The 19026-nt window shown below is 60.1% G+C and carries 17 protein-coding genes; 10 read left to right on the top strand and 7 right to left on the bottom strand.

Features of this window, described 5'->3' with window-relative positions; genetic code table 11:
* Positions 1-26: 26 nt before the first annotated feature.
* The 4 genes from KUIN1_RS08475 to KUIN1_RS08460 all read right to left on the bottom strand — a co-directional run bounded on the left by KUIN1_RS08475 (position 27) and on the right by KUIN1_RS08460 (position 4904).
* Positions 27-2243, bottom strand: a complete 2217-nt coding sequence (locus KUIN1_RS08475) for a DNA internalization-related competence protein ComEC/Rec2 (protein WP_024639311.1) — start codon at positions 2241-2243, stop codon at positions 27-29.
* Positions 2244-2379: 136 nt separating this feature from the next.
* A complete protein-coding gene (locus KUIN1_RS08470; protein ID WP_003421319.1) occupies positions 2380-3168 on the bottom strand; it encodes an ABC transporter permease in 789 nt (262 codons plus the stop codon).
* On the bottom strand, positions 3165-4097 hold the full coding sequence (locus KUIN1_RS08465; RefSeq protein WP_011267141.1) for an ABC transporter ATP-binding protein: 933 nt from the start codon (positions 4095-4097) through the stop codon (positions 3165-3167). The genes KUIN1_RS08470 and KUIN1_RS08465 overlap by 4 nt, the downstream gene beginning before the upstream one ends.
* 183 nt (positions 4098-4280) lie before the next feature.
* Entirely contained in the window at positions 4281-4904 is a 624-nt protein-coding gene (locus KUIN1_RS08460; RefSeq protein WP_011267140.1) for a glutathione S-transferase, read from the bottom strand.
* Between the two features lie 160 nt (positions 4905-5064).
* On the opposite strand from KUIN1_RS08460, the gene KUIN1_RS08455 reads away from it, so the two are divergent.
* The 3 genes from KUIN1_RS08455 to KUIN1_RS08445 all read left to right on the top strand — a co-directional run bounded on the left by KUIN1_RS08455 (position 5065) and on the right by KUIN1_RS08445 (position 9044).
* Positions 5065-7512 (top strand): acyl-CoA dehydrogenase, encoded by a 2448-nt coding sequence (locus tag KUIN1_RS08455; protein WP_024639308.1) that lies wholly within the window; start codon positions 5065-5067, stop codon positions 7510-7512.
* Positions 7513-7588: 76 nt separating this feature from the next.
* Positions 7589-7999: a PA2817 family protein gene (locus KUIN1_RS08450; protein WP_004408346.1), complete on the top strand. Its 411-nt coding sequence runs from the start codon at positions 7589-7591 to the stop codon at positions 7997-7999.
* A 190-nt stretch (positions 8000-8189) separates the two neighbouring features.
* A complete protein-coding gene (locus KUIN1_RS08445; protein ID WP_024642752.1) occupies positions 8190-9044 on the top strand; it encodes a pirin family protein in 855 nt (284 codons plus the stop codon).
* 97 nt (positions 9045-9141) lie between these two features.
* Here KUIN1_RS08445 and aceE read toward each other — a convergent pair whose 3' ends face one another.
* Complete coding sequence (gene aceE, locus KUIN1_RS08440; protein WP_024639306.1) at positions 9142-11811, bottom strand: pyruvate dehydrogenase (acetyl-transferring), homodimeric type; 2670 nt, start codon at positions 11809-11811, stop codon at positions 9142-9144.
* Positions 11812-11955: 144 nt separating this feature from the next.
* Here aceE and KUIN1_RS08435 point away from each other — a divergent pair, with 144 nt between their 5' ends.
* On the top strand, positions 11956-12408 hold the full coding sequence (locus KUIN1_RS08435; protein WP_004408348.1) for a MarR family winged helix-turn-helix transcriptional regulator: 453 nt from the start codon (positions 11956-11958) through the stop codon (positions 12406-12408).
* Positions 12409-12410: 2 nt separating this feature from the next.
* On the opposite strand, the gene KUIN1_RS08430 is transcribed toward KUIN1_RS08435, so the two are convergent.
* Positions 12411-13514: a transketolase-like TK C-terminal-containing protein gene (locus tag KUIN1_RS08430; RefSeq protein ID WP_004408349.1), complete on the bottom strand. Its 1104-nt coding sequence runs from the start codon at positions 13512-13514 to the stop codon at positions 12411-12413.
* 287 nt (positions 13515-13801) lie between these two features.
* Here KUIN1_RS08430 and KUIN1_RS08425 point away from each other — a divergent pair, with 287 nt between their 5' ends.
* Positions 13802-14545, top strand: a complete 744-nt coding sequence (locus KUIN1_RS08425; protein WP_011267135.1) for a helix-turn-helix transcriptional regulator — start codon at positions 13802-13804, stop codon at positions 14543-14545.
* A gap of 1 nt (position 14546) precedes the next feature.
* Here KUIN1_RS08425 and KUIN1_RS08420 read toward each other — a convergent pair whose 3' ends face one another.
* A complete protein-coding gene (locus KUIN1_RS08420) occupies positions 14547-15227 on the bottom strand; it encodes an acyl-homoserine-lactone synthase (protein ID WP_004408351.1) in 681 nt (226 codons plus the stop codon).
* A 219-nt stretch (positions 15228-15446) separates the two neighbouring features.
* Between KUIN1_RS08420 and KUIN1_RS08415 the strand changes: the two genes are divergently transcribed.
* The 5 genes from KUIN1_RS08415 to KUIN1_RS08395 are packed head-to-tail and all read left to right on the top strand — an operon-like array spanning position 15447 to position 19018.
* Complete coding sequence (locus tag KUIN1_RS08415; protein WP_004408352.1) at positions 15447-16643, top strand: aminotransferase class I/II-fold pyridoxal phosphate-dependent enzyme; 1197 nt, start codon at positions 15447-15449, stop codon at positions 16641-16643.
* Complete coding sequence (locus tag KUIN1_RS08410) at positions 16636-17154, top strand: DUF6190 family protein (protein WP_004408355.1); 519 nt, start codon at positions 16636-16638, stop codon at positions 17152-17154. The genes KUIN1_RS08415 and KUIN1_RS08410 overlap by 8 nt, the downstream gene beginning before the upstream one ends.
* Positions 17144-17941: a dihydrodipicolinate synthase family protein gene (locus KUIN1_RS08405; RefSeq protein WP_152091935.1), complete on the top strand. Its 798-nt coding sequence runs from the start codon at positions 17144-17146 to the stop codon at positions 17939-17941. The genes KUIN1_RS08410 and KUIN1_RS08405 overlap by 11 nt, the downstream gene beginning before the upstream one ends.
* Complete coding sequence (locus tag KUIN1_RS08400) at positions 17941-18798, top strand: iron-containing redox enzyme family protein (protein WP_011267130.1); 858 nt, start codon at positions 17941-17943, stop codon at positions 18796-18798. The genes KUIN1_RS08405 and KUIN1_RS08400 overlap by 1 nt, the downstream gene beginning before the upstream one ends.
* Positions 18782-19018, top strand: a complete 237-nt coding sequence (locus KUIN1_RS08395; protein WP_152091934.1) for a Rieske (2Fe-2S) protein — start codon at positions 18782-18784, stop codon at positions 19016-19018. Before KUIN1_RS08400 ends, KUIN1_RS08395 begins: the two co-directional genes overlap by 17 nt.
* Positions 19019-19026 lie beyond the last annotated feature (8 nt).

The raw sequence follows: 19026 nt of genomic DNA, 5'->3' as shown, positions 1-19026 counted from the left end.
GAACGCCGAGATCGATATCCATTCACTCAATCACGCCAGAAGCGCCGTTGCGCGCGCTCGGCCTGTGGCGTTCCGAATGTCCCCAGTTGCAGACGGACCGCGCCCAGCTCGGCACTGTCGTAACTGGCGATGCCCAGGCCTCGATAGCGCGCCATGACCAACGGATGCGGGTGACCGAACGCGTTGTTGCGACCACGGGAAATCAGCACGCCAACCGGTGCCACGGCGCGCAGAAATGCTTTGGACGACGAGGTACGGCTGCCGTGATGCGGCGACTGCAACCAGTGGGCACGAAGGTCGAACCCGCTGTCGATCGCCGCACGCTCGGCGTGCACGTCGATATCGCCCGCCAGCAGCAGACGCTCGCCCCTGGCGTCGACGCTGAGGATGCAGGAGGCCGGATTGCCGTCAGGCCCCTGCTCCCAGCGCCACGTGGAAAACACCACGCCATCCCACTCCCAGCGTGCACCGCTCTCGCACAGTCGGGCGTCGAGTTGCGGCGCGAGGCGGGCCAGCTCACCGCCTAGCACGCGGGCCACCGGAAAGGCCTGATGAACCGCTGCTGCACCTCCGGCATGGTCTGCGTCGGAATGGCTGATCAACATCAGGTCAAGATGGCGGACACCCGCCTTGCGCATGGCGGGCACGACCACGCGCTGACCGATATCGAACTCACCGAAACGTGGGCCTGCGTCATACAGGAGTGTGTGATTGCGGGTGCGCAGGAGAATCGCCAGGCCCTGCCCCACATCCAGTTGCAACACATCGACCTGACCTTCAGGCACTGATTCGAGCGGCGGAAAAACGCACAGCAACAGCAACGGCCAGCCCAGCGGACGCAGGGGCACGCCCTTGGGCAGCAACAGGAGCAAGGCTCCGAGCAGACTCAACCACCATGCCCAGACCGGCACGGCACTGGGCAGCCAGGCCGGCAATGCGGCGGCCACCGCGCCGAGGAATACGAACAGCCCCTGCAGCGCCCCGCCCGCCAGCCAGAGCAGACCTTCCCCGACCACGGGGACTGGCAGCAACAGCGTTCCGAGCAATGCCGGCGGCAGGACAATCACGCTGACCCAAGGCACCGCAAGCAGGTTGGCAAACGGGCCGCTGAGGCTGATCGGCAGGTTCAGCGCCAGCAGGATCGGCAACAAGCCAACGGCGATCAGCCATTGCGCCCGTGTCCAGCTTTGCCACCAGCTCCAGGCGCCAAGACGCCCGCTGAAAATCAGGATCAGAATGCCGACCGCCGCGAAGGACAGCCAGAAACCCGGCTGCAGCGTCACCAGCGGCTCGAAGATCAGCACCGCGTTGAAGGACAGCAACAAAGGCCAGACCACGCCCAGGTGACGAAAACGCAAGCGCCACAGCAGCACCATCGCGACCATCACACAGGCTCGCCGGACCGGCACCTCGAAACCGGCCAGCAGTCCGTAGCCCAGTGCAGCACTGAACGCCAGTGCACACGCCGACGGCAGCCAGGGCAAAAAGCGTGGCCACAGCCCCCAGCGCGCCAGGCCTGCGACCAGCGCGTAGATCACGCCGGCCAGCAAACCGATGTGCTGGCCGGAAATGACCAGCAGATGCACAGTGCCAGTATCCTGCAACACCTGCCAGTCGGTGCTCGACAGCCCTGAGCCATCGCCCAGCACCAGCGCCGCCAGACCGCCCTCCCGGCCCTGCGCATCGACCGCCAGCAGGCGCTGACGAATGGCATCGCGCCAGGCGGCACGCGCGGGTGCCAATAGCTGACCATCCACTACCGTGCCGGTCGCACCGATGCGCTGCGCCAGTAGCCAGGCTTCGTAGTCGAAAGCATCCGGATTGACCAGCCCGGCCGGCCGCTTGAGTTTGATCGCCATGCGCCAGCGCTCGCCGCTGTTTACGGGCTGGCCGCCGTACCACGCCATGCGGATTCGCGCCGGCAGCCTGGCACGTCGTGACCAGGCATCTTCCAGTTCAAAGCGCACCACACCTTCGGCGACACTGGGCAAACCGACCACCTTGCCCTGCACCCACAGCGTCTGACCATCGAGACGCTGCGCCAAGCGGTCACTCAATGCCCACTGCGCCGAAACGCAGGCCCAGGTGAAACCGAGCAGAAAGAACGCCAGCGGATAGGTACGGAACGGCAGCAACATCAACGCCAGTATCGGCATCAGCAGCAGTAGCCAGGTCGGCGGCAGGGCCGGTAGAAAACGCAGGGCAAGCAGCCCGAGCGCGAGCGCGATCATCCCTGTGCGCATGACGGTTCCTTGCAGCGGAAAGCCTCAAGAATCAGCGCACAGGGGAAATGTCGGAAGGGGTGGTGTGTTGCAGAATCTGAACGGCCGGTCCCGGCCAGCGCTCGACCCGCCAGCCTGGCGGGTCGAAGCCAATGTGTTACTGACGCATACCGCGGCCGCTCACCAGCAACCTGGCGCAGCCGATATACAGCACGAAGGTCGCCACGATCATGAACGCCAGGGCGATGCTGATCTTGATGTCGGAGACGCCCAGAATGCCGTAGCGGAAGGCATTGACCATGTGCAGGACCGGGTTGGCCAGCGACACGGTCTGCCAGAACGGTGGCAACAGGTTGATCGAGTAGAACACGCCGCCCAGATAAGTCAGCGGGGTCAGGACGAAGGTCGGGATGATCGAGATATCATCGAAGTTGCGCGCAAACACTGCGTTGATGAAGCCCAGCAGCGAGAAAATCGTCGCGGTCAACACCACCACGATAATGGTCACGCCCAAATGGTGCACTTGCAGGTCGGTGAAAAACATCGACAGCATGGTGACGATGAAACCGACCATCAGACCACGCAATACACCGCCCAGGGTGTAACCGACCAGAATGGTGTGCGGCGAGACCGGCGACACCATCAGTTCTTCGATGGAGTGCTGAAACTTGGCACCAAAGAAGCTCGAGACCACGTTGCCGTAGGAGTTGGTGATCACCGACATCATGATCAGCCCCGGCACGATGTACTGCATGTAGGTAAAGCCGCCCATGTCGCCGATCTGGCGACCGATGAGGTTACCGAAAATCACGAAGTACAGGACCATGGTGATGGCTGGCGGCAGCAGGGTCTGCGGCCAGATCCGCATGAAGCGGTGCACTTCACGGTAGACGATGGTTTTCAGGGCGATCAGATTGGGGCGCAACTCGCCGTTGGGTACGGTCATACCGCCACCTTCGCGAGGTTTTTTTCCACCAGGGACACAAACAACTCCTCAAGGCGATTGGATTTATTACGCAGGCTCAAGACTTCGATGTTCTGGAAGGCGAGCTGACTGAACAGTGCCGTGATGCCGACGTTCTTGTCGACCTGCACTTCCAGGGTGTGGCTGTCGAGGAGGCGGCAAGGGAAACCGGGCAATTGTGGCGCGCTCTGCCAGGAGGCCTTGAGATCGAGCACGAACGTCTCGACGGTCAACGTGCTGAGCAACTGCTTCATGCCGGTGTTCTGCACGATCACCCCGTGGTCGATGATGCCGATGTTGCGGCACAGCTGTTCAGCCTCTTCCAGGTAGTGCGTGGTGAGGATGATGGTGATGCCTTTGCTGTTCAGCTCGGTGAGAAAGGTCCACATCGAACGGCGCAACTCGATGTCCACACCTGCGGTGGGTTCGTCGAGGATCAGCAGGCGCGGCTCGTGAATCAGCGCACGGGCGATCATCAGGCGCCGCTTCATGCCGCCGGACAGTGAACGCGACGGCACATCGCGCTTTTCCCACAGCCCCAGCTGCGTCAGGTACTGCTCGGCGCGTTCCTTGGCGATTTTCGCCGGGATGCCGTAGTAGCCCGCCTGAGTGACGACGATGTCGAGGGTCTTCTCGAACTGGTTGAAGTTGAACTCCTGCGGCACGACACCGATGCACCGCTTGAGCGCAGCGGGCTCGCGATCCAGGTCGTGGCCAAAGATGTTCACCGTGCCACTGGTCTTGTTGACCAGCGTCGAGATGATGCCGATGGTGGTGGATTTGCCAGCGCCATTGGGGCCCAGCAAGGCGAAGAAATCACCTTCGGCGACGTCCAGATCGATGCCATTCAAGGCCTGGAAACCGTTGCCGTAGGTTTTGGTTAACTGCCGAATGGACAGAGCGGAAGACATATCGGGAAAGGTACTCATCAGAAAAAGGAATTGAAGATGACTGTCACCAGCCGCCTGCCGTGACGCCCCAGCCGCGCAATGGTGCTCGGCTGCGTCGTTCAAGTACAGACACATCTGTTAATAGTAAATATCGAGCGCCGGACATGCGCCCGATCAGCCCTTTCACCTGTTCACATCACATGCTCAGGTCAACGGGGTCATGACCGCCTTGCGATAAGCCGGGCGCGTCTTGAGACGCTCATACCAGGCTTGGAGGTGAGGCAGCGGCGGACGTTCAATCGGCATTTCAAACCAGCCGTAGGCGAAGCATCCCAGGGGAATATCGCCCATGCCGAAAGCATCGCCAGACAGCCAGGGCTGTCGCGACAGCGCCTCGTCGGCCACCAGCAGCAGGCTGTGCAGCGTCTTGATGCCTTGCTTGATGGCCGGCCAGTCCTGTTTCTCGGCCGGCGTGCGTACTACGCCCCAGAACACCGGGCTGAACGGCGCGGCGATGGTCGAGGTGGTCCAGTCCATCCACTTGTCTGCATTGGCGCGGGCCTGCAGGTCTGCGGGGTATAAATCAGAATCGGGGGCATGCCGGGCGGCCAGATAGCGCACGATGGCGTTGGACTCCCACATCACGAAGTCGCCGTCTTCGATCATCGGAATCCGGCCGTTAGGGTTTTTCGCGCGATAGGCCGCTTCGTTGACCAGGCCGAATGCACCACCGGCGTCCTGCGTCTCGTAGGGTACGCCCACTTCCTCGGCAATCCAGAGTGCCTTGCGCACATTGCTGGAATTCTTCCGTCCCCAGATCTTGAGCATTGCGTTCCCCTCGCAGTCGCTGATAAATAAAGGCTCACAGTCTACCCCTAAGCGGCGGCAACTTCCTCGTCAACCAGGGGTCACTATCGATGTCGCCTCACCACTGCCTGGCGACCAGTTTGATCGCTGCCACAGCGGCGGTCATCACGGAGGAATACTTATGCTGTTGTTGTGGATTGTTGTGCTGGTCGTCGGCATTGCCTGGCTGGCTCATCGGCGAACCGCCCCGCTCCCGGCGCTTGGCGTGGTAGCTGTCTACCTGCTGGCCATGGGTATTTTCAGTCACGCGCCAGGATGGCTGCTGACGGTGTTCTGGTTGCTCTGGCTGGCAGTGTTCGTACCGGTAATGCTGCCCGATCTGCGCCGTAAGCATTTCACTGCACCGATGTTCAGCTGGTTTCAAAAAGTCCTGCCGCCGATGTCGCAGACCGAGCGCGATGCGATCGATGCCGGCACGGTCTGGTGGGATGGCGAGCTGTTCAGCGGTCGTCCGGACTGGGACAAGCTGCTGGCCTACCCGAAAGTCCAGCTGACCGAAGAGGAACAGGCCTTTATCGACGGGCCGACCGAAGAACTCTGCGCAATGGTCAGCGACTGGGAAATCGGCCAGGCCATGGACCTGCCGCCCGAAGCCTGGGCGCACATGAAAGCGCACGGCTTCTTCGCGCTGATCATCCCCAAGGAATTCGGTGGCAAGGGCTTCTCGGCCTACGCCCACTCTCAGGTGGCCATGAAGCTGGCCACCCGCAGCGGCGACCTGGCCTCCACGGTGATGGTGCCCAACTCCCTCGGCCCTGCCGAATTGCTGCTGCATTACGGCACCGACGAGCAACGCAATCACTACTTGCCACGTCTGGCACGCGGCGAAGACATTCCCTGCTTCGCGCTGACCGGTCCGCTGGCCGGTTCCGATGCTGGCGCGATGACCGACACCGGGATCATCTGCAAAGGTCAGTGGCAGGGTGAAGAAGTCATCGGCCTGCGCCTGACCTGGGAAAAACGCTACATCACCCTCGGCCCGGTCGCCACCCTGCTCGGCCTGGCCTTCAAGGCCCACGATCCTGAGCACCTGCTCGGCGAAAAAGAAGATCTGGGCATCAGCCTGGCGCTGATTCCGACCGATACGCCCGGCGTGGAGATCGGCCGCCGTCACCTGCCTCTGGGAGCAGCGTTCATGAACGGTCCCAACTCCGGCAAGGACGTGTTCGTCCCGCTGAGCTACCTGATCGGCGGTCAGCCGATGCTGGGCAAGGGCTGGATGATGCTGATGAACTGCCTGTCGGTGGGTCGTTCGATCTCGCTGCCGGCCGTCGGCACCGGCGCTGCCAAGTACACCAGCCTGGTCACCGGCCAGTACGCGAAGGTGCGTGAGCAATTCAATGTGCCTCTCTCGGCATTCGAAGGCATCCAGGAAGCACTGGCGCGCATCGGCGGCAATGCCTGGCTGATGGACAGTGCGCGCATGCTGACGGCCAATGCGGTCGACCTGGGCGAGAAGCCTTCAGTGCTCTCTGCGATCCTCAAATATCACCTGACCGAGCGCGGCCGCGAGTGTATCGGTCACGCCATGGACGTGCATGGCGGCAAGGGCATCATCATGGGCCCGAACAATTACCTGGGTCGCAACTGGCAAGGTGCGCCGATCTTCATCACTGTCGAGGGCGCCAACATCCTCTCGCGCAACCTGATGATCTTCGGCCAGGGCGCGATTCGCTGCCATCCGTTCGTACTCAAGGAAATGGCCTTGGCCGGGCGTGAGGACAAACAGCAGGCGCTGATCGAGTTTGACAGCCTGCTGCTCAAACACATCGGCTTTGCGGTGAGCAATGCCGCCAGCACCTTTATCCTCAACCTGGGTTTTGGCCATTTCGAAAGAGCGCCGGGCAACGGCCTGAGCCAGGGCTACTTCCGGGCGCTCAACCGCCAGGCAGCAGCGTTCGCGATGCTCGCCGACTTGAGCATGATGCTGCTCGGCGGCGAGCTGAAACGCCGCGAACGCCTGTCGGCCCGCCTGGGCGACGTGCTCAGCCACATGTACCTGGCCTCGGCAGCGCTCAAGCGTTATCACGACCTCGGATCACCGGACCACATGAGCCCGTTGTTCCGCTGGGCCATGGAAGAAAGCCTCGGGCATTCGGAACGGGCAATGGACGAGATCCTCAGCAACTTCCCCAACCGGATACTGGGCGGGGTGCTGCGTGCCGTAGTGTTCCCGTTCGGTCGCCGACACAAGGGGCCTTCGGACAGACTGGATGCCGAAGTTGCCCAGGTACTGGGCCGCGCCAAGGGCGATCCGACGCTGGAAGAGTTGCTGGCAGGCTGCTATCGCCCGCAATCAGCAGACGATCCGGTCGGCGCGCTGCAACAGGCCATCGACCTGCTCAGCGCTGCGTATCCGCTGCACAAGAAGCTGCAAGTGGCCCTCAAGAGTGGTCAGGTCAAGCCGGACGCTGGCGAGCCGGTCATCGACGCCGCGCTGCGCCTCGGTGTGTTGCAGGCCGACGAAGCGCAGACCCTGCGTACCGCCGAGGCAGCCCGCCGCAAGGTGATCGATGTGGATGATTTCGACAAGGAAGAACTGACCCTGGCAGCCGGCAAGATTCGCTGATAGTCAGGTCGCACCACACAGCAGGCGCGTAGAGCTTTATACTCTCGCGCCTGTTTTTGCATTTGAGGATTACCCAATGGCCGACGCCACTCTCGATCACCAACTTGGCCTGCTGGCACACCTGCGCAGCATTCTGGTCGCGCTGGGCGAGGCCGAGCAGGTTCCGGAAGAAAGCCACGCGCTGTTCATGGAGCGTTTCGACGAACTGGTCGAGCTGCTGCCGCAGGACCCCATCGAAAGCCAGTACCTGGGTCAGGACATCCTCTGCCAGGTCATCCAGCGCTACCCGCAAATCGCGCACTTGGTGCCGCGCGACCTGCTGTGGTTCTTCGCCGGTGACTGCCTGCATTTCATGCCGGATGATGAAATCGAGCTGTATCAGGCGCTGGAAGAGCGCCGCTACGACGCCGAGCAGAACGAAGAACCGTTTGACTGGAATCAGGAGAAACAGCTGCTGAGCATGTCGACGCAGGGCAGCAAGCACTGAGCATCCTTTGGCTTCAAGCCTGCTCCGGAGGTCATTCCGGGCAGGTTGCCTGTCACCCCGCGCCAATACGCCACACCGCGCAACACATCGATCAATACGATCATTAAGTCCCGGCATTCGAATCAATTTATCGAATAGACAGGCATACCATGACACTTCGTATCATCTGATAAGGAGTGCTCCCTCTCCCATGACTCAATTTCGTAAAGTCCTGTCCATTCAAACGGGTCAGCCAGCGTCCGATGGCGCGGGCGTCAAACTGACGCGCGTCTTCGGCGGGCGTGGTGTGGAGCAGTTCGACCCGTTTCTGATGCTGGACGAGTTCGGATCGGACAAGCCGGATGACTACATCGCCGGCTTTCCACCTCACCCGCACCGTGGCTTCGAAACGGTGACCTATATGCTTGAAGGCCGTATGCGTCATGAAGACCATATGGGCAATGTCGGCCTTCTGCAGAGCGGCGGTGTGCAGTGGATGACCGCAGCACGCGGGATCATTCACAGCGAAATGCCCGAACAGGAAGAAGGCACCATGCGCGGCTTTCAGCTCTGGCTGAACCTACCGGGCAAGAACAAGCTGAGCGACGCCAGCTATCAGGACATCCAGCCGGAAAACGTTCCGAGTATCACCACTCAGGCCGGTGTGCAGGTGGTGGTATTGGCAGGGCATTTCGACGATGGTCAGGTTCAACAGGCCGGGGCAGTACAGCGCCCGGATACCGAGCCTCTGTACTTTGACTTTGATATGCCTGCCGGCAGTCGTATCAGCCCGCACGTACCCGACGGGCACCTTGTGTTGCTGTACGTCTATGAAGGCAGTGTCGAGCTGGAAGGCAGCGCCCAGCCGATCGGCAAACGCCATATGGCAAGGCTGTCCGACAGCGGTGCCGTACAGATCAGCAGCACCGCGGGTGCACGGCTGTTACTGATTGCAGGCAAGCCCTTGCGTGAGCCGATCGTGCAATACGGCCCCTTCGTGATGAACACCAAGGAAGAGATCGAGCAGGCGATTCGTGACTTCCGGGAAGATCGTCTGACGGCGTGAACCCGGTTCGGACCGTCAGACTTCCCTTCGTCTGTAGCGGCCCCTTCACCAGCAAGGCGGACCGCTTTGCTGGTGTCAGAGCAGATACGAGCGCGACTCAGACCAGCACAGGGTTCTGCTTGCCTGGGTCGATCTTGTAACGTTCTATGGCCTGCGCCACCACCTTGCGCTCGACCTTGCCGTCATCGGCCAGCGCCTTGAGTGCAGCCACCGCCACGAAGTAACGGTCCACTTCGAAGAAGTGGCGCAGCGACTCACGCGTATCGGACTGGCCAAAACCGTCAGTGCCCAGTGCCACGAAACGGCGCATGGGTACAAAGGGACGGATCTGGTCGGCGAAGATTTTCATGTAATCGGTCGCCACAATCACCGGCCCTTCCCTGTCTGCCAGACAGCTTTCCACGTAGCTCAGACGCGGCTCCTGCTCGGGATTCAGCAGGTTCCAGCGTTCGGCATCCTGACCTTCACGACGCAGTTCGGTCAGGCTGGTAACACTCCAGATTTCGCTGCTCACGCCAAAGTCGTCTTCGAGCAAGCTGGCGGCCGCGATGACTTCCAGCAGGATCGACCCGCAGCCCATCAACTGCACGTGCTTGCCGGTATTGATCGATGCACTGGCCTGCAACGGGTACATCCCCTTGAGAATGCCGGCTTCTGCGCCTTCGGGCAGATCCGGGTGCGGGTAGTTCTCGTTGAGCAAGGTGATGTAGTAATAGATATCCTCATTTTCGGCAAACATACGACGCATGCCGTCCTGAATGATCACCGCCAGCTCGAAGGCAAACGTCGGGTCGTAAGACACGCAGCACGGTATCGTCGACGACATGACATGGCTGTGCCCGTCGTCATGCTGCAGCCCCTCGCCCATCAGCGTGGTTCGGCCTGACGTGGCGCCCAGCAGAAAACCCCGCGCCCTGGCGTCTCCCGCGGCCCAGGCAAGATCGCCCACCCGCTGGAAGCCGAACATCGAGTAGAAGATATAAAACGGCACGGTCATCACACCGTGGTTGGCGTAGGAAGTACTGGCCGCGATCCAGGAAGAAATCGCACCTGACTCATTCAGCCCTTCCTGCATGATCTGCCCGTCGGTGCTCTCCTTGTAGTAGCTCAGTTGCCCTGCATCCTGCGGCGTGTACAACTGACCGACGTGGGAATGAATACCGATCTGACGGAACAGATTTTCCATACCGAAGGTTCGTGACTCATCCGGCACGATCGGCACGATCAGTTTGCCGATGTTCGGATCCTTGAGCAGCGTCGAGAGGATGCGCACAAAGGCCATGGTCGTGGATATGCCGCGATCGCCGGTGTTCTTGAGCTGGGTATCCAGCACCGAGAGCGGCGGAATCTGCAGGGTGGCAGCGTCACTGAAACGGGCCGGAATGTAACCGCCCAGTTGAGCCCGGCGGGCCTTGAGGTACAGCGCTTCGGTACTGCCCTCGGCCGGTTTCAGGTACGGCATGTCGCCCAGCTGGTCATCGGTGATGTCCAGCGAGAAGCGGTCGCGGAAGGCCTTGATCGCCTCTGCCCCAAGCTTCTTCAACTGGTGGTTGATGTTCTGCCCCTCACCCGCCTCGCCCATGCCGAAACCTTTGACGGTCTTGGCCAGGATCACGGTCGGCCCACCCTTGTGGCGCATCGCGGCAGCATAGGCGTTGTAGACTTTTTCCGGATCGTGGCCGCCACGCGAGAGCTTCCAGATGTCGTCATCGCTCATGTCGCTGACCAGTTCCAGCAGCTCCGGGTACTTGCCGAAGAAATGCTCGCGAACGTAGGCGCCATTCTGGGATTTGTAGTTCTGGTACTCGCCATCCACGCATTCCATCATGCGCTGACGCAGCAGCCCGCTCTTGTCCCTCTCGAGCAGCGCATCCCAACCGCCGCCCCAGATGACCTTGATCACGTTCCAGCCTGCGGCGCGATACAGACTTTCGAACTCCTGAATGACCTTGCTGTTGCCGCGTACCGGTCCGTCAAGGCGTTGCAGGTTGCAGTTGACGACGAAAATGATGTTGTCGAGTTTCTCGCGCCCGGCCAGAGCAATGGCTGCCTGTGACTCAGGCTGATCCATCTCGCCATCGCCCAGGAACGCCCAGACCTTGCGTCCTTGATGCTCCTTGAGTCCGCGATTCTCCAGGTAGCGCATGAAGCGTGCCTGATACGCCGCAGTGATGGGCCCCAGCCCCATGGAGACGGTGGGGAACTGCCAGAAGTCCGGCATCAGGCGCGGGTGCGGATAGGAAGAAATGCCGTCACGATCGGTTTCGCGACGGAAGTTGTCCAGTTGCTCTTCGCTCAGACGACCTTCCAGATACGCCCTGCCGTAAATGCCCGGCGAAGAATGACCCTGAATATAGACGAGGTCACCGGCAAACTGCTCGGTACGCCCCCGGAAGAAGTGGTCGAACCCGACGTCGTAAAGCACGGCAGCAGATGCGTAGGAAGCGATATGGCCGCCCACGCCGGAATGCTTGCCGGCACGCAGCACCATCACCAGGGCGTTCCAGCGGATGAACGCGTTGATACGTTTTTCAACCTGAAGGTCGCCCGGATAAGGCTGCTGGCGGTCACTGGGGATGGTGTTGACGTAAGGCGTGGTGACCCGACCGTAGAAATCGCCATGTTGGGCGACGTCGAAGTCCAGCAACTGATCGATCAGATAGTGCGCGCGCGGGCGCCCTTCAGTGTTGAGTACCGACTCAATCGATTCGAGCCATTCGCGGGTTTCTTGCGGATCCTCGTCAAGAAACCGGGGTTGCTGTGCCATCGTCGTCTCCTACTGTGATGCGGCAGTGGACGCCGGACAGGCGTCTGCCTTGAAAAATCTGATTGCAATTGCAATCAAATACCGGAATTTATCCCGCGCTCGGTTACTATTGCAACCCTCAAGAATTTCAGACAAAGGTGAATCATGTCGTCAGCCGAACCGGATACGTGGTTCAGATTCGTCAGGGCACACCGCTGTCTGATTCGCGAAATCGAACGACGTCTGGCGGCGGCCGGGCTGCCTGCCTATGCGTGGTATGACGCGCTCTGGGGCATTGAAAGCGGCCCGCAAGGCATGCGCCGCATGCATGAGCTGGCCGACGTCATGGCCATTGAACGCTACAACCTGACTCGCCTGGTCGACCGGCTTGAAAGCGAAGGGCTGGTGGCGCGCCACAGGTCCGACAGCGATGGACGAGGCGCCGTGGCAGCGATCACCGACAAGGGCCGGACCCTGCGCAAACAGATGTGGCAGGTTTACGAAACGGCAGTCGACGAGCTGTTTCTGACGCAATTCGACGACCAGCAGCGCCGCGTGTTCGCCGACGCGCTGGAGCGTGCCGCACTGGCCGCCCGGCAAAGCGGTGGAAAAGGCTGACATCAGACCAGCTGATAGCGTCGCAAGGCGAGTTTCAGCGGCTCGTAGCCCAGTTGCCCGCCTTCCGCAAGCGCAGTCAGGGCCTGTACGACGATCCACTCCGGACGGGTTGCAGGCGTACCCTGCGGGGCCGCGGAATCGGCACCCAGCCCGACGAACCGCCCCGGGACATGCTCACGCAGCTGTTCAACCACGGCCTGCGGGTAGCCGGTGACGGCTACCACCGCGTCCTGCCCCTCGCCCAGGCAATCGCGCAGGTGCCAGGATCGTGCGGGTTGTGCAGAATGGAAACGATTCCAGCGTCGTGCGGCTGCGGCATCGCGGGCCACTCGGGTATAGCTGGGGCAGCTCCAGATTTCGCAATCGACGTCCCAGTGTTCACGGAGCAGGCGGGCAGCCTGGCGTACCGAGCGCAGCGCCAGACCCGCCCCCAGAAGGCGTACGCGACGGCCTTCATGACCGCAAACGGCGTCGCCAATCCGGTACATGCCCTGTACGGCCGCCACAGCCTGAGCATCGCTCAGTTCACTGACTTCCTCATTGGACTCGTCGTGCAAGGCCATGTAATAGAAGCCGCTCCGGCCTTCGACATACAGACTGTGCAGGGCGTGCAGTGTGATCGCCCGCGCTTCGGCAGCATCCGCAGGGTCAAACGGCTGGCATTTGCGGTTCGACAGCAGCCACAGCGGTAACCAGGGATGGGCACCCTTGGGCCAGCGTGACGGCAGCGTCTCGATATCGTTGCAGAAGATGCCCCGCTGGAACGACTCCGATGCGAGCGCGCTCAACTCGGCGGAGGTTTCGCTGCTGATCATGTAAATCAGCGGCAACTCCACCGCGCCAGCCTGCGCAGCAAATCTCAGCGGCCAGGCGCTGGCGAGCATGCCTTCCTGTCCGCGTGACATGTGTTTGCTGGCCCGTACCACCGATATCCGCCGCGAGGTGGACGGATCTCTGGTCAGACGCTCGACGATATCGGCCATCGCGAACAGGGGTGAACAACACCCACGCAGCGCAAGCCCCGTGACCGCCTGAATCTTGTCCATGCAGGCCAACGCCGCGAACCGGGTCTGGGGTGCCAACGAATGACTGTTTGCGCTGTTCATCACTACTCCTTGCTGTCGGACAAGCATCCTTGCACCTTGATGGAACCAAGAATATGATTGCAATCGCAATAAAAATCACTGACACGCCTCATCGCAGCGCGATGGCCAGTCCCCGAACATGCGTGCGCTCGCAACTCGGCAGGTCGATGAGCGTATTATTTTCAACGGCTAAGCCCTTGTTCAAAGACAAAAGACACACGCAGTCCATGTTTTCATGTACTGCGGAAAATACAAATGAGGATAATGAAGACGGCCAGGCCGCAAACAAACAATAGACAAGGTATTACATGGAGGTTCGTACCGTGCACACCCAACTTGACTGCCCGCCCCTCAAGATCAACGCAGCCCCTGCTCCGCTGCGTCAATTGATTGAAGACTTCGAAAACGATCTGCATCGTATTGGCGATTTCACCTATGCCTACTTTTCCAGCCCAAAGACACGCACTGTCAAACCGGTCATCCTGTCCAACTATCCTGATTCCTGGCTGAAGTCGTATATTGCCTCCAACTATCACCTTATCGATCCCATCATCAAACATGCCTGGCATAGCATTACGCCATTTTTCTGGAGAGAGGCCCGGCATGCCATTCAGGGCGTCGAGACCGATGACTTCCTGAAGCGCTCGGCCAAATACCAGCTGTCCTCCGGGGCCACTTTCACCCTGCACGATGCAAGCGGGCTTTTTGCCGCTCTGAGTCTTTGCAATGCCAGGCAACAGACTGACTTCGATCAGCGAATCCGCGACAAGGCCGCTGATATCCAGATGAGCCTCATCCGCTTTCATGACCGTTTGACCAAGACACAGGCGCCCCACGAACTCTTCCCGCAGCCCACCCGATGCAAATTATCCAGCCGCGAAATAGGCGTGCTGAAATGGGTAGCCATGGGCAAGGCCTACAGCGAAATCGCCGAGATATTTTCCATTTCGGAACGCACCGTGAAATTTCACATGTCCAACGTTTCCAGCAAACTCGAAGTGCGCACTGCCAAACAGGCCGTGTACAAAGCCATTAATATGGGCATGGTCTGACTCAGGCTGCGCTGTCCATGCGTGCTCGCTGCAAGGATGCTGATGCATCGAGCGGTATTGGCCAGCGCAACAGGTCATCCGTGACGGGCTGCCTGAGAGCAATGCTGCCGAGCAGCCGTTGATGGTTGTCGGCGCTCACAGGCATATCCAGCAACAATACCGTCTCGCCTGGTGAAGCCTCCCCCGTTGCCAGAACACGGTGCTCCCACCCGGACTTGCGCACGATCCGCGCCATCGCCTTGCTGACCACCGTGATGATGGACTCCAGACCAGCCGAGGCAGCGTGATTGTGCATCGAGAACAGCAGCATTTCGGTCAGTGGCGCGTGCAGAATACCCAGCGACCGGGCACGTTCCGTGTCGACAAAGAACCGGCTCGACTCCGCCATGCCAGCATTTCTGGGCGCCGGATAGTCGAAAAAACTGCGAAACGGTCCATCCAGCATGTACGGATCACAGGTGTTGATCAGCCTGAGCCCGGCCAGCGGAACCCCGTTCCAGCTGCCTATCAGGTAAGTCGCAGCGGCACTGTCATAGTCATCGAACTCGAACGCCTGACTGACGCGAACCTTCCATTCAAGCCGATCCGAAAAGATCTTCTTGCGCAGGGCATACAGCGTTTCCAGCAACGTGACGGGCACTTTGCTGTAACTGGCTACCTGAAATTCAAACCCGCTCGACATTCTAAAACCCACCCGGCGTCACCAGCGTGAAGCATTACTTATTTAAATAGGCAAATCTACTGTACTTAAGAACAGGTCAACACGCTGAAACACTAACGCCCTGCTGTTTGCACTTAGGTACAGTGTCATTGGCGCCGAAAATAAGGAAATCTGCTCCGGCGTTCTGGATATCCAGGACGGCGGCTTCCCAAACAATAATGACGCCACAGGGATAATGGTATGAATAGTCTGTATGCCGGTATCGACACCTTGAACGCAGTTCCTGTTCTGGACGATATTACCCAACACGAAATTTCTGCCCTCAAGACCCGCTTCAATCTGGCCGATGCCCACACGCACCAGGATCAGAGCGAGACCCAGCGCATGATCGTCGCCAGCCTGCCCGAGCTGTGGTATCGGGCACAGAACCAGACGCAGTATCAGAGTGAACAGACGTTCATTCAGGCCTTCTTCACCTTCCACGGCCAGCATCATGCGTTGAAACGCCACGACGAAATCTATCTCGTCTACGCCGCGTCCATCGCCATGCATATCACTGCGACCTACTTGCGCAAAAAGAACATGAGCGTCGGGCTGATCGAGCCCTGTTTCGACAACCTGCATGACCTGTTGAAACACATGGAAGTGCCCATGTCGGCACTGGATGAAAGCCTGTTCAGGTCATCGACCGAGGTGTACGCAAAGTTACAGAAGGCCGCCATCGGACTGGACGCAATCTTTCTGGTCGATCCCAACAACCCGACAGGTTCCAGCCTGTTTGCCGAGGGGCCGGACACGTTTGTCGAAGTGGCCCGCTACTGCCGGGATTACAACAAGCTGCTGATCCTCGATTTCTGTTTCGCCTCGTTCTTCAAAGCCGCCGGCAAGCAGCGCGTGGATGCCTACGCGATTCTCGACGACATCGGCACTCAATACCTGGTCATGGAAGATACGGGCAAGACCTGGCCCCTGCAGGACACCAAATGCGCCACGCTCATGGCCAGCCGCGACATCAACGCCGATATCTACAGCATTGTCACCAGCGTCCTGCTGAATGTCTCACCGTTCATCCTCAACGTCGTGACCCGCTACATCGAGGACAGCAACGACGATGACTTCGACTCCGTGCGCTCGGTGCTGGACCTCAACCGCAGCAAGGCGCGTGCCTGCCTTGAGGGCAAGGTCTTGAAGTATGTGCAACCGATGATCGATACCAGCGTGGCCTGGTTCGAGATTCTACCCGCCGGCGTGAACGCCGATGACTTGCAGGCTTATCTGCTGCAATCGGACGTCTACGTACTGCCGGGCAAGTATTTCTACTGGAGCCAGCCGGAAAAAGGCCAGCGCTACATACGCCTGGCACTGGCACGCAAGCCGGACGAATTCGAGGCCGCCGTTCAGGCAATTGCGCAGGCACTGGAGAACCTCCATGTCTGACTTCGACCTGCCGATGATCGATGCCACGGTTTTCATGGGCATGCACCATGCCGATCCCGGCGTGCGTGACAAATCCCTGGAGTTCTTCTCCCGGTTCTACGAGAGCAGCGTGCAGATGAATTTCGCCCAGATAGGCATTTGCGACGCCATCATCTGGAAGAAAGGCCGTGCCCTGCAGGACGCCTATTACCCGTTCATGGATGTCTTGCACACCGACATGGCAATACAGCGTGAGGGCTATAGCGAACAGGTGCTCCAGCGCGCAGCAGGTGAAACGCTGTTCAGAGGTCTGCCGGCCGACAAGAAACTGCTGGCTGCTCAAGTGCTGGAGCAGGAAATCCCGTTTTATACCCACGATCCGGAGTTGCTGCGCCTGCAAGTGCTGCAGCCTTTCCTTCAACCATTCGAAAGCACCATTCGACGGCAGACGTTCCCGAAGATGCTCCAGCGTCTCTATGACCAGTCCTGCGCCATGGTGATCAGCAACGAGGACTTTCAACATGTCTGGTAAAAGCATTCTGGTCCCCCTGATAACGCCTCTGAACGCGCAGGAGCAAGTCTGCGAAGCCAGCCTCGAACGCCTTTTGGGTAGCCTCGCGCCCCATGTCGATGGCTACATTCCATGCCTGACCTCCGGAGAGGGCTGGCGGCTGTCGCGTCAGCAATGGCTGCAGATGCTGACGCTGACCCTCAGGCACGCGGGCGAGCGCAGCGTCATCGCCGGGATCGAACGCCATTCGACGCAGGAGGTGCTGGACTTTGCCCTCCTGGCTCAGGATGCCGGTGCTCAAGCAGTGATGTTTACCTCACCCTTGACGCCCGGTATCAGCCAGCAGGCGATCATCGAGCATTACCAGACCATTCATGACGCGACGCACATGGATATCTTCATGTACAACGAGGCCGCCCTGTCGGGCAACGAAAAGTCCTTCGCCACCCTCAAGGCCATCGCGCAGTTACCCAGAGTCATTGGCCTGAAGGACTCGCCCTCGCTGTCGCGCCCGCAGGATCAGGTAGATGCCATTCGACAGGAGGGCGTCGACTACTTCATCGGCTGGGAAATGCAGCTGGCCGGAGACCTGGAGTCCGACGGCAATGTGGTTTCCCTGGCCAATCTGGAACCGCTGCTGTGCCGGACAGCGGCTGCCCGGCAGCAGCCGGCACTCAGCCAGCAAGTCGCCACGCTTAACCAGCGTTATCTGCTCAATGCCCCGGACTGGTACGCGCATATCAAGCGCGAGCTCAGAGCCAGGGGCGTGATCAACAGCGAGCGTGTCGTCACCGAGGAGGCTGCCTGATGGAAGACCTGCACAAGCAACTGTTTCTGGCCAACCGTGCGCTTATCGAAAAGCGGGTGCCCATGCCACAGGCGATTCTGGCGTTCGAGCAACACTGGATCGAGGATGCCATCGAACGCAGCATGACGGCAGATGCGCCTGATGACCTTGCCGGTCTGCGCAGAATGCTGGCCGAGCTGGTCGAACAGGAGAGCAGCGAAGTACCGCCCAGCGCACAGTATGTCGCCAACGACATGACCCTCGACGAATTCCGGATTCTGGTTCAGGAGTTTGCACTGGATGGCCTGACCGAAGCACAGGTGTTCTATCACCTGATGCCCAGGCTCAGCCTTCCCGCACAGATGCCCATGCTGCGCATGATGATCGACGAGTTCGGCTCGGGGAACCTCAAACGCTCGCATACCACGCTCTATCAGGACCTGTTGCGCGAACTGGAAATGCCGCTGGACCTGCAGTTTTACGTAGACGCCAACTCCAGCGCCGGTTTCACCTTTCCCAATATGTTCTGCTGGCTGGCGATGCGGGCGGACGATGCGTCATGGTTTGCCGGCGTCATCACCTACTTCGAGACCGTGGTACCGTTCTTTTTCGAGTGCTACACGCAGCTTTGCGAGCGCTTGCAGATCAAGGCTCATACCTACTATTCAGAACACGTTCATATCGACGTTTTCCACGCCATCGAGGGCCAGCGCCTGCTCAAGGCCATGGACGTCAGCGGGGATCTGGATCCGGTAAAAGCCTGGCGCGGCATCTGCATGGGACGCGAGATCACCAACCTGGCGTTCGACCTGGCGGTAGAAAAAGCCCGTCGGCTCAAGCATTTCAACAAGGAGGTCAGCCTTGAACGAGCCTGCTGAGTTTCGTCGTCCCGACACGTTCACCGTACGCATTGGCCAGGAGCAATACCTGATACCGAGCAGTTGCCCGCATCGTGAAGGATGGCTGGAGCATGGAGTGGTCAACGAGAAACGCCGGTCCATCACCTGTCCCCTGCACTTTTCGGTGTTCAGCCTCGAAACCGGGGAGCAACTGAGCGGTCCGCCGTGCGGTCAGTTGCAGGTACGCCGAGTGAGATAACAGCGCGC

It is taken from the genome of Pseudomonas sp. KUIN-1, from assembly GCF_009176725.1.
GTDB classification, from domain to species: domain Bacteria; phylum Pseudomonadota; class Gammaproteobacteria; order Pseudomonadales; family Pseudomonadaceae; genus Aquipseudomonas; species Aquipseudomonas fragariae.
This window is presented reverse-complemented; position numbering and strand designations above follow the sequence as displayed.

Excerpts from the sequence above, each read along its gene's own strand:
- KUIN1_RS08415 (WP_004408352.1), top strand. The coding sequence starts at position 15,447 with ATGAATAGTCTGTATGCCGGTATCGACACCTTGAACGCAGTTCCTGTT.
- KUIN1_RS08465 (WP_011267141.1), bottom strand. The coding sequence starts at position 4,097 with ATGTCTTCCGCTCTGTCCATTCGGCAGTTAACCAAAACCTACGGCAAC.
- KUIN1_RS08430 (WP_004408349.1), bottom strand. The coding sequence starts at position 13,514 with ATGAACAGCGCAAACAGTCATTCGTTGGCACCCCAGACCCGGTTCGCG.
- KUIN1_RS08450 (WP_004408346.1), top strand. The coding sequence starts at position 7,589 with ATGGCCGACGCCACTCTCGATCACCAACTTGGCCTGCTGGCACACCTG.
- KUIN1_RS08470 (WP_003421319.1), bottom strand. The coding sequence starts at position 3,168 with ATGACCGTACCCAACGGCGAGTTGCGCCCCAATCTGATCGCCCTGAAA.
- KUIN1_RS08410 (WP_004408355.1), top strand. The coding sequence starts at position 16,636 with ATGTCTGACTTCGACCTGCCGATGATCGATGCCACGGTTTTCATGGGC.
- KUIN1_RS08460 (WP_011267140.1), bottom strand. The coding sequence starts at position 4,904 with ATGCTCAAGATCTGGGGACGGAAGAATTCCAGCAATGTGCGCAAGGCA.
- KUIN1_RS08455 (WP_024639308.1), top strand. The coding sequence starts at position 5,065 with ATGCTGTTGTTGTGGATTGTTGTGCTGGTCGTCGGCATTGCCTGGCTG.
- KUIN1_RS08435 (WP_004408348.1), top strand. The coding sequence starts at position 11,956 with ATGTCGTCAGCCGAACCGGATACGTGGTTCAGATTCGTCAGGGCACAC.
- KUIN1_RS08400 (WP_011267130.1), top strand. The coding sequence starts at position 17,941 with ATGGAAGACCTGCACAAGCAACTGTTTCTGGCCAACCGTGCGCTTATC.
- KUIN1_RS08420 (WP_004408351.1), bottom strand. The coding sequence starts at position 15,227 with ATGTCGAGCGGGTTTGAATTTCAGGTAGCCAGTTACAGCAAAGTGCCC.
- KUIN1_RS08405 (WP_152091935.1), top strand. The coding sequence starts at position 17,144 with ATGTCTGGTAAAAGCATTCTGGTCCCCCTGATAACGCCTCTGAACGCG.
- KUIN1_RS08445 (WP_024642752.1), top strand. The coding sequence starts at position 8,190 with ATGACTCAATTTCGTAAAGTCCTGTCCATTCAAACGGGTCAGCCAGCG.
- KUIN1_RS08475 (WP_024639311.1), bottom strand. The coding sequence starts at position 2,243 with ATGCGCACAGGGATGATCGCGCTCGCGCTCGGGCTGCTTGCCCTGCGT.
- aceE (WP_024639306.1), bottom strand. The coding sequence starts at position 11,811 with ATGGCACAGCAACCCCGGTTTCTTGACGAGGATCCGCAAGAAACCCGC.
- KUIN1_RS08425 (WP_011267135.1), top strand. The coding sequence starts at position 13,802 with ATGGAGGTTCGTACCGTGCACACCCAACTTGACTGCCCGCCCCTCAAG.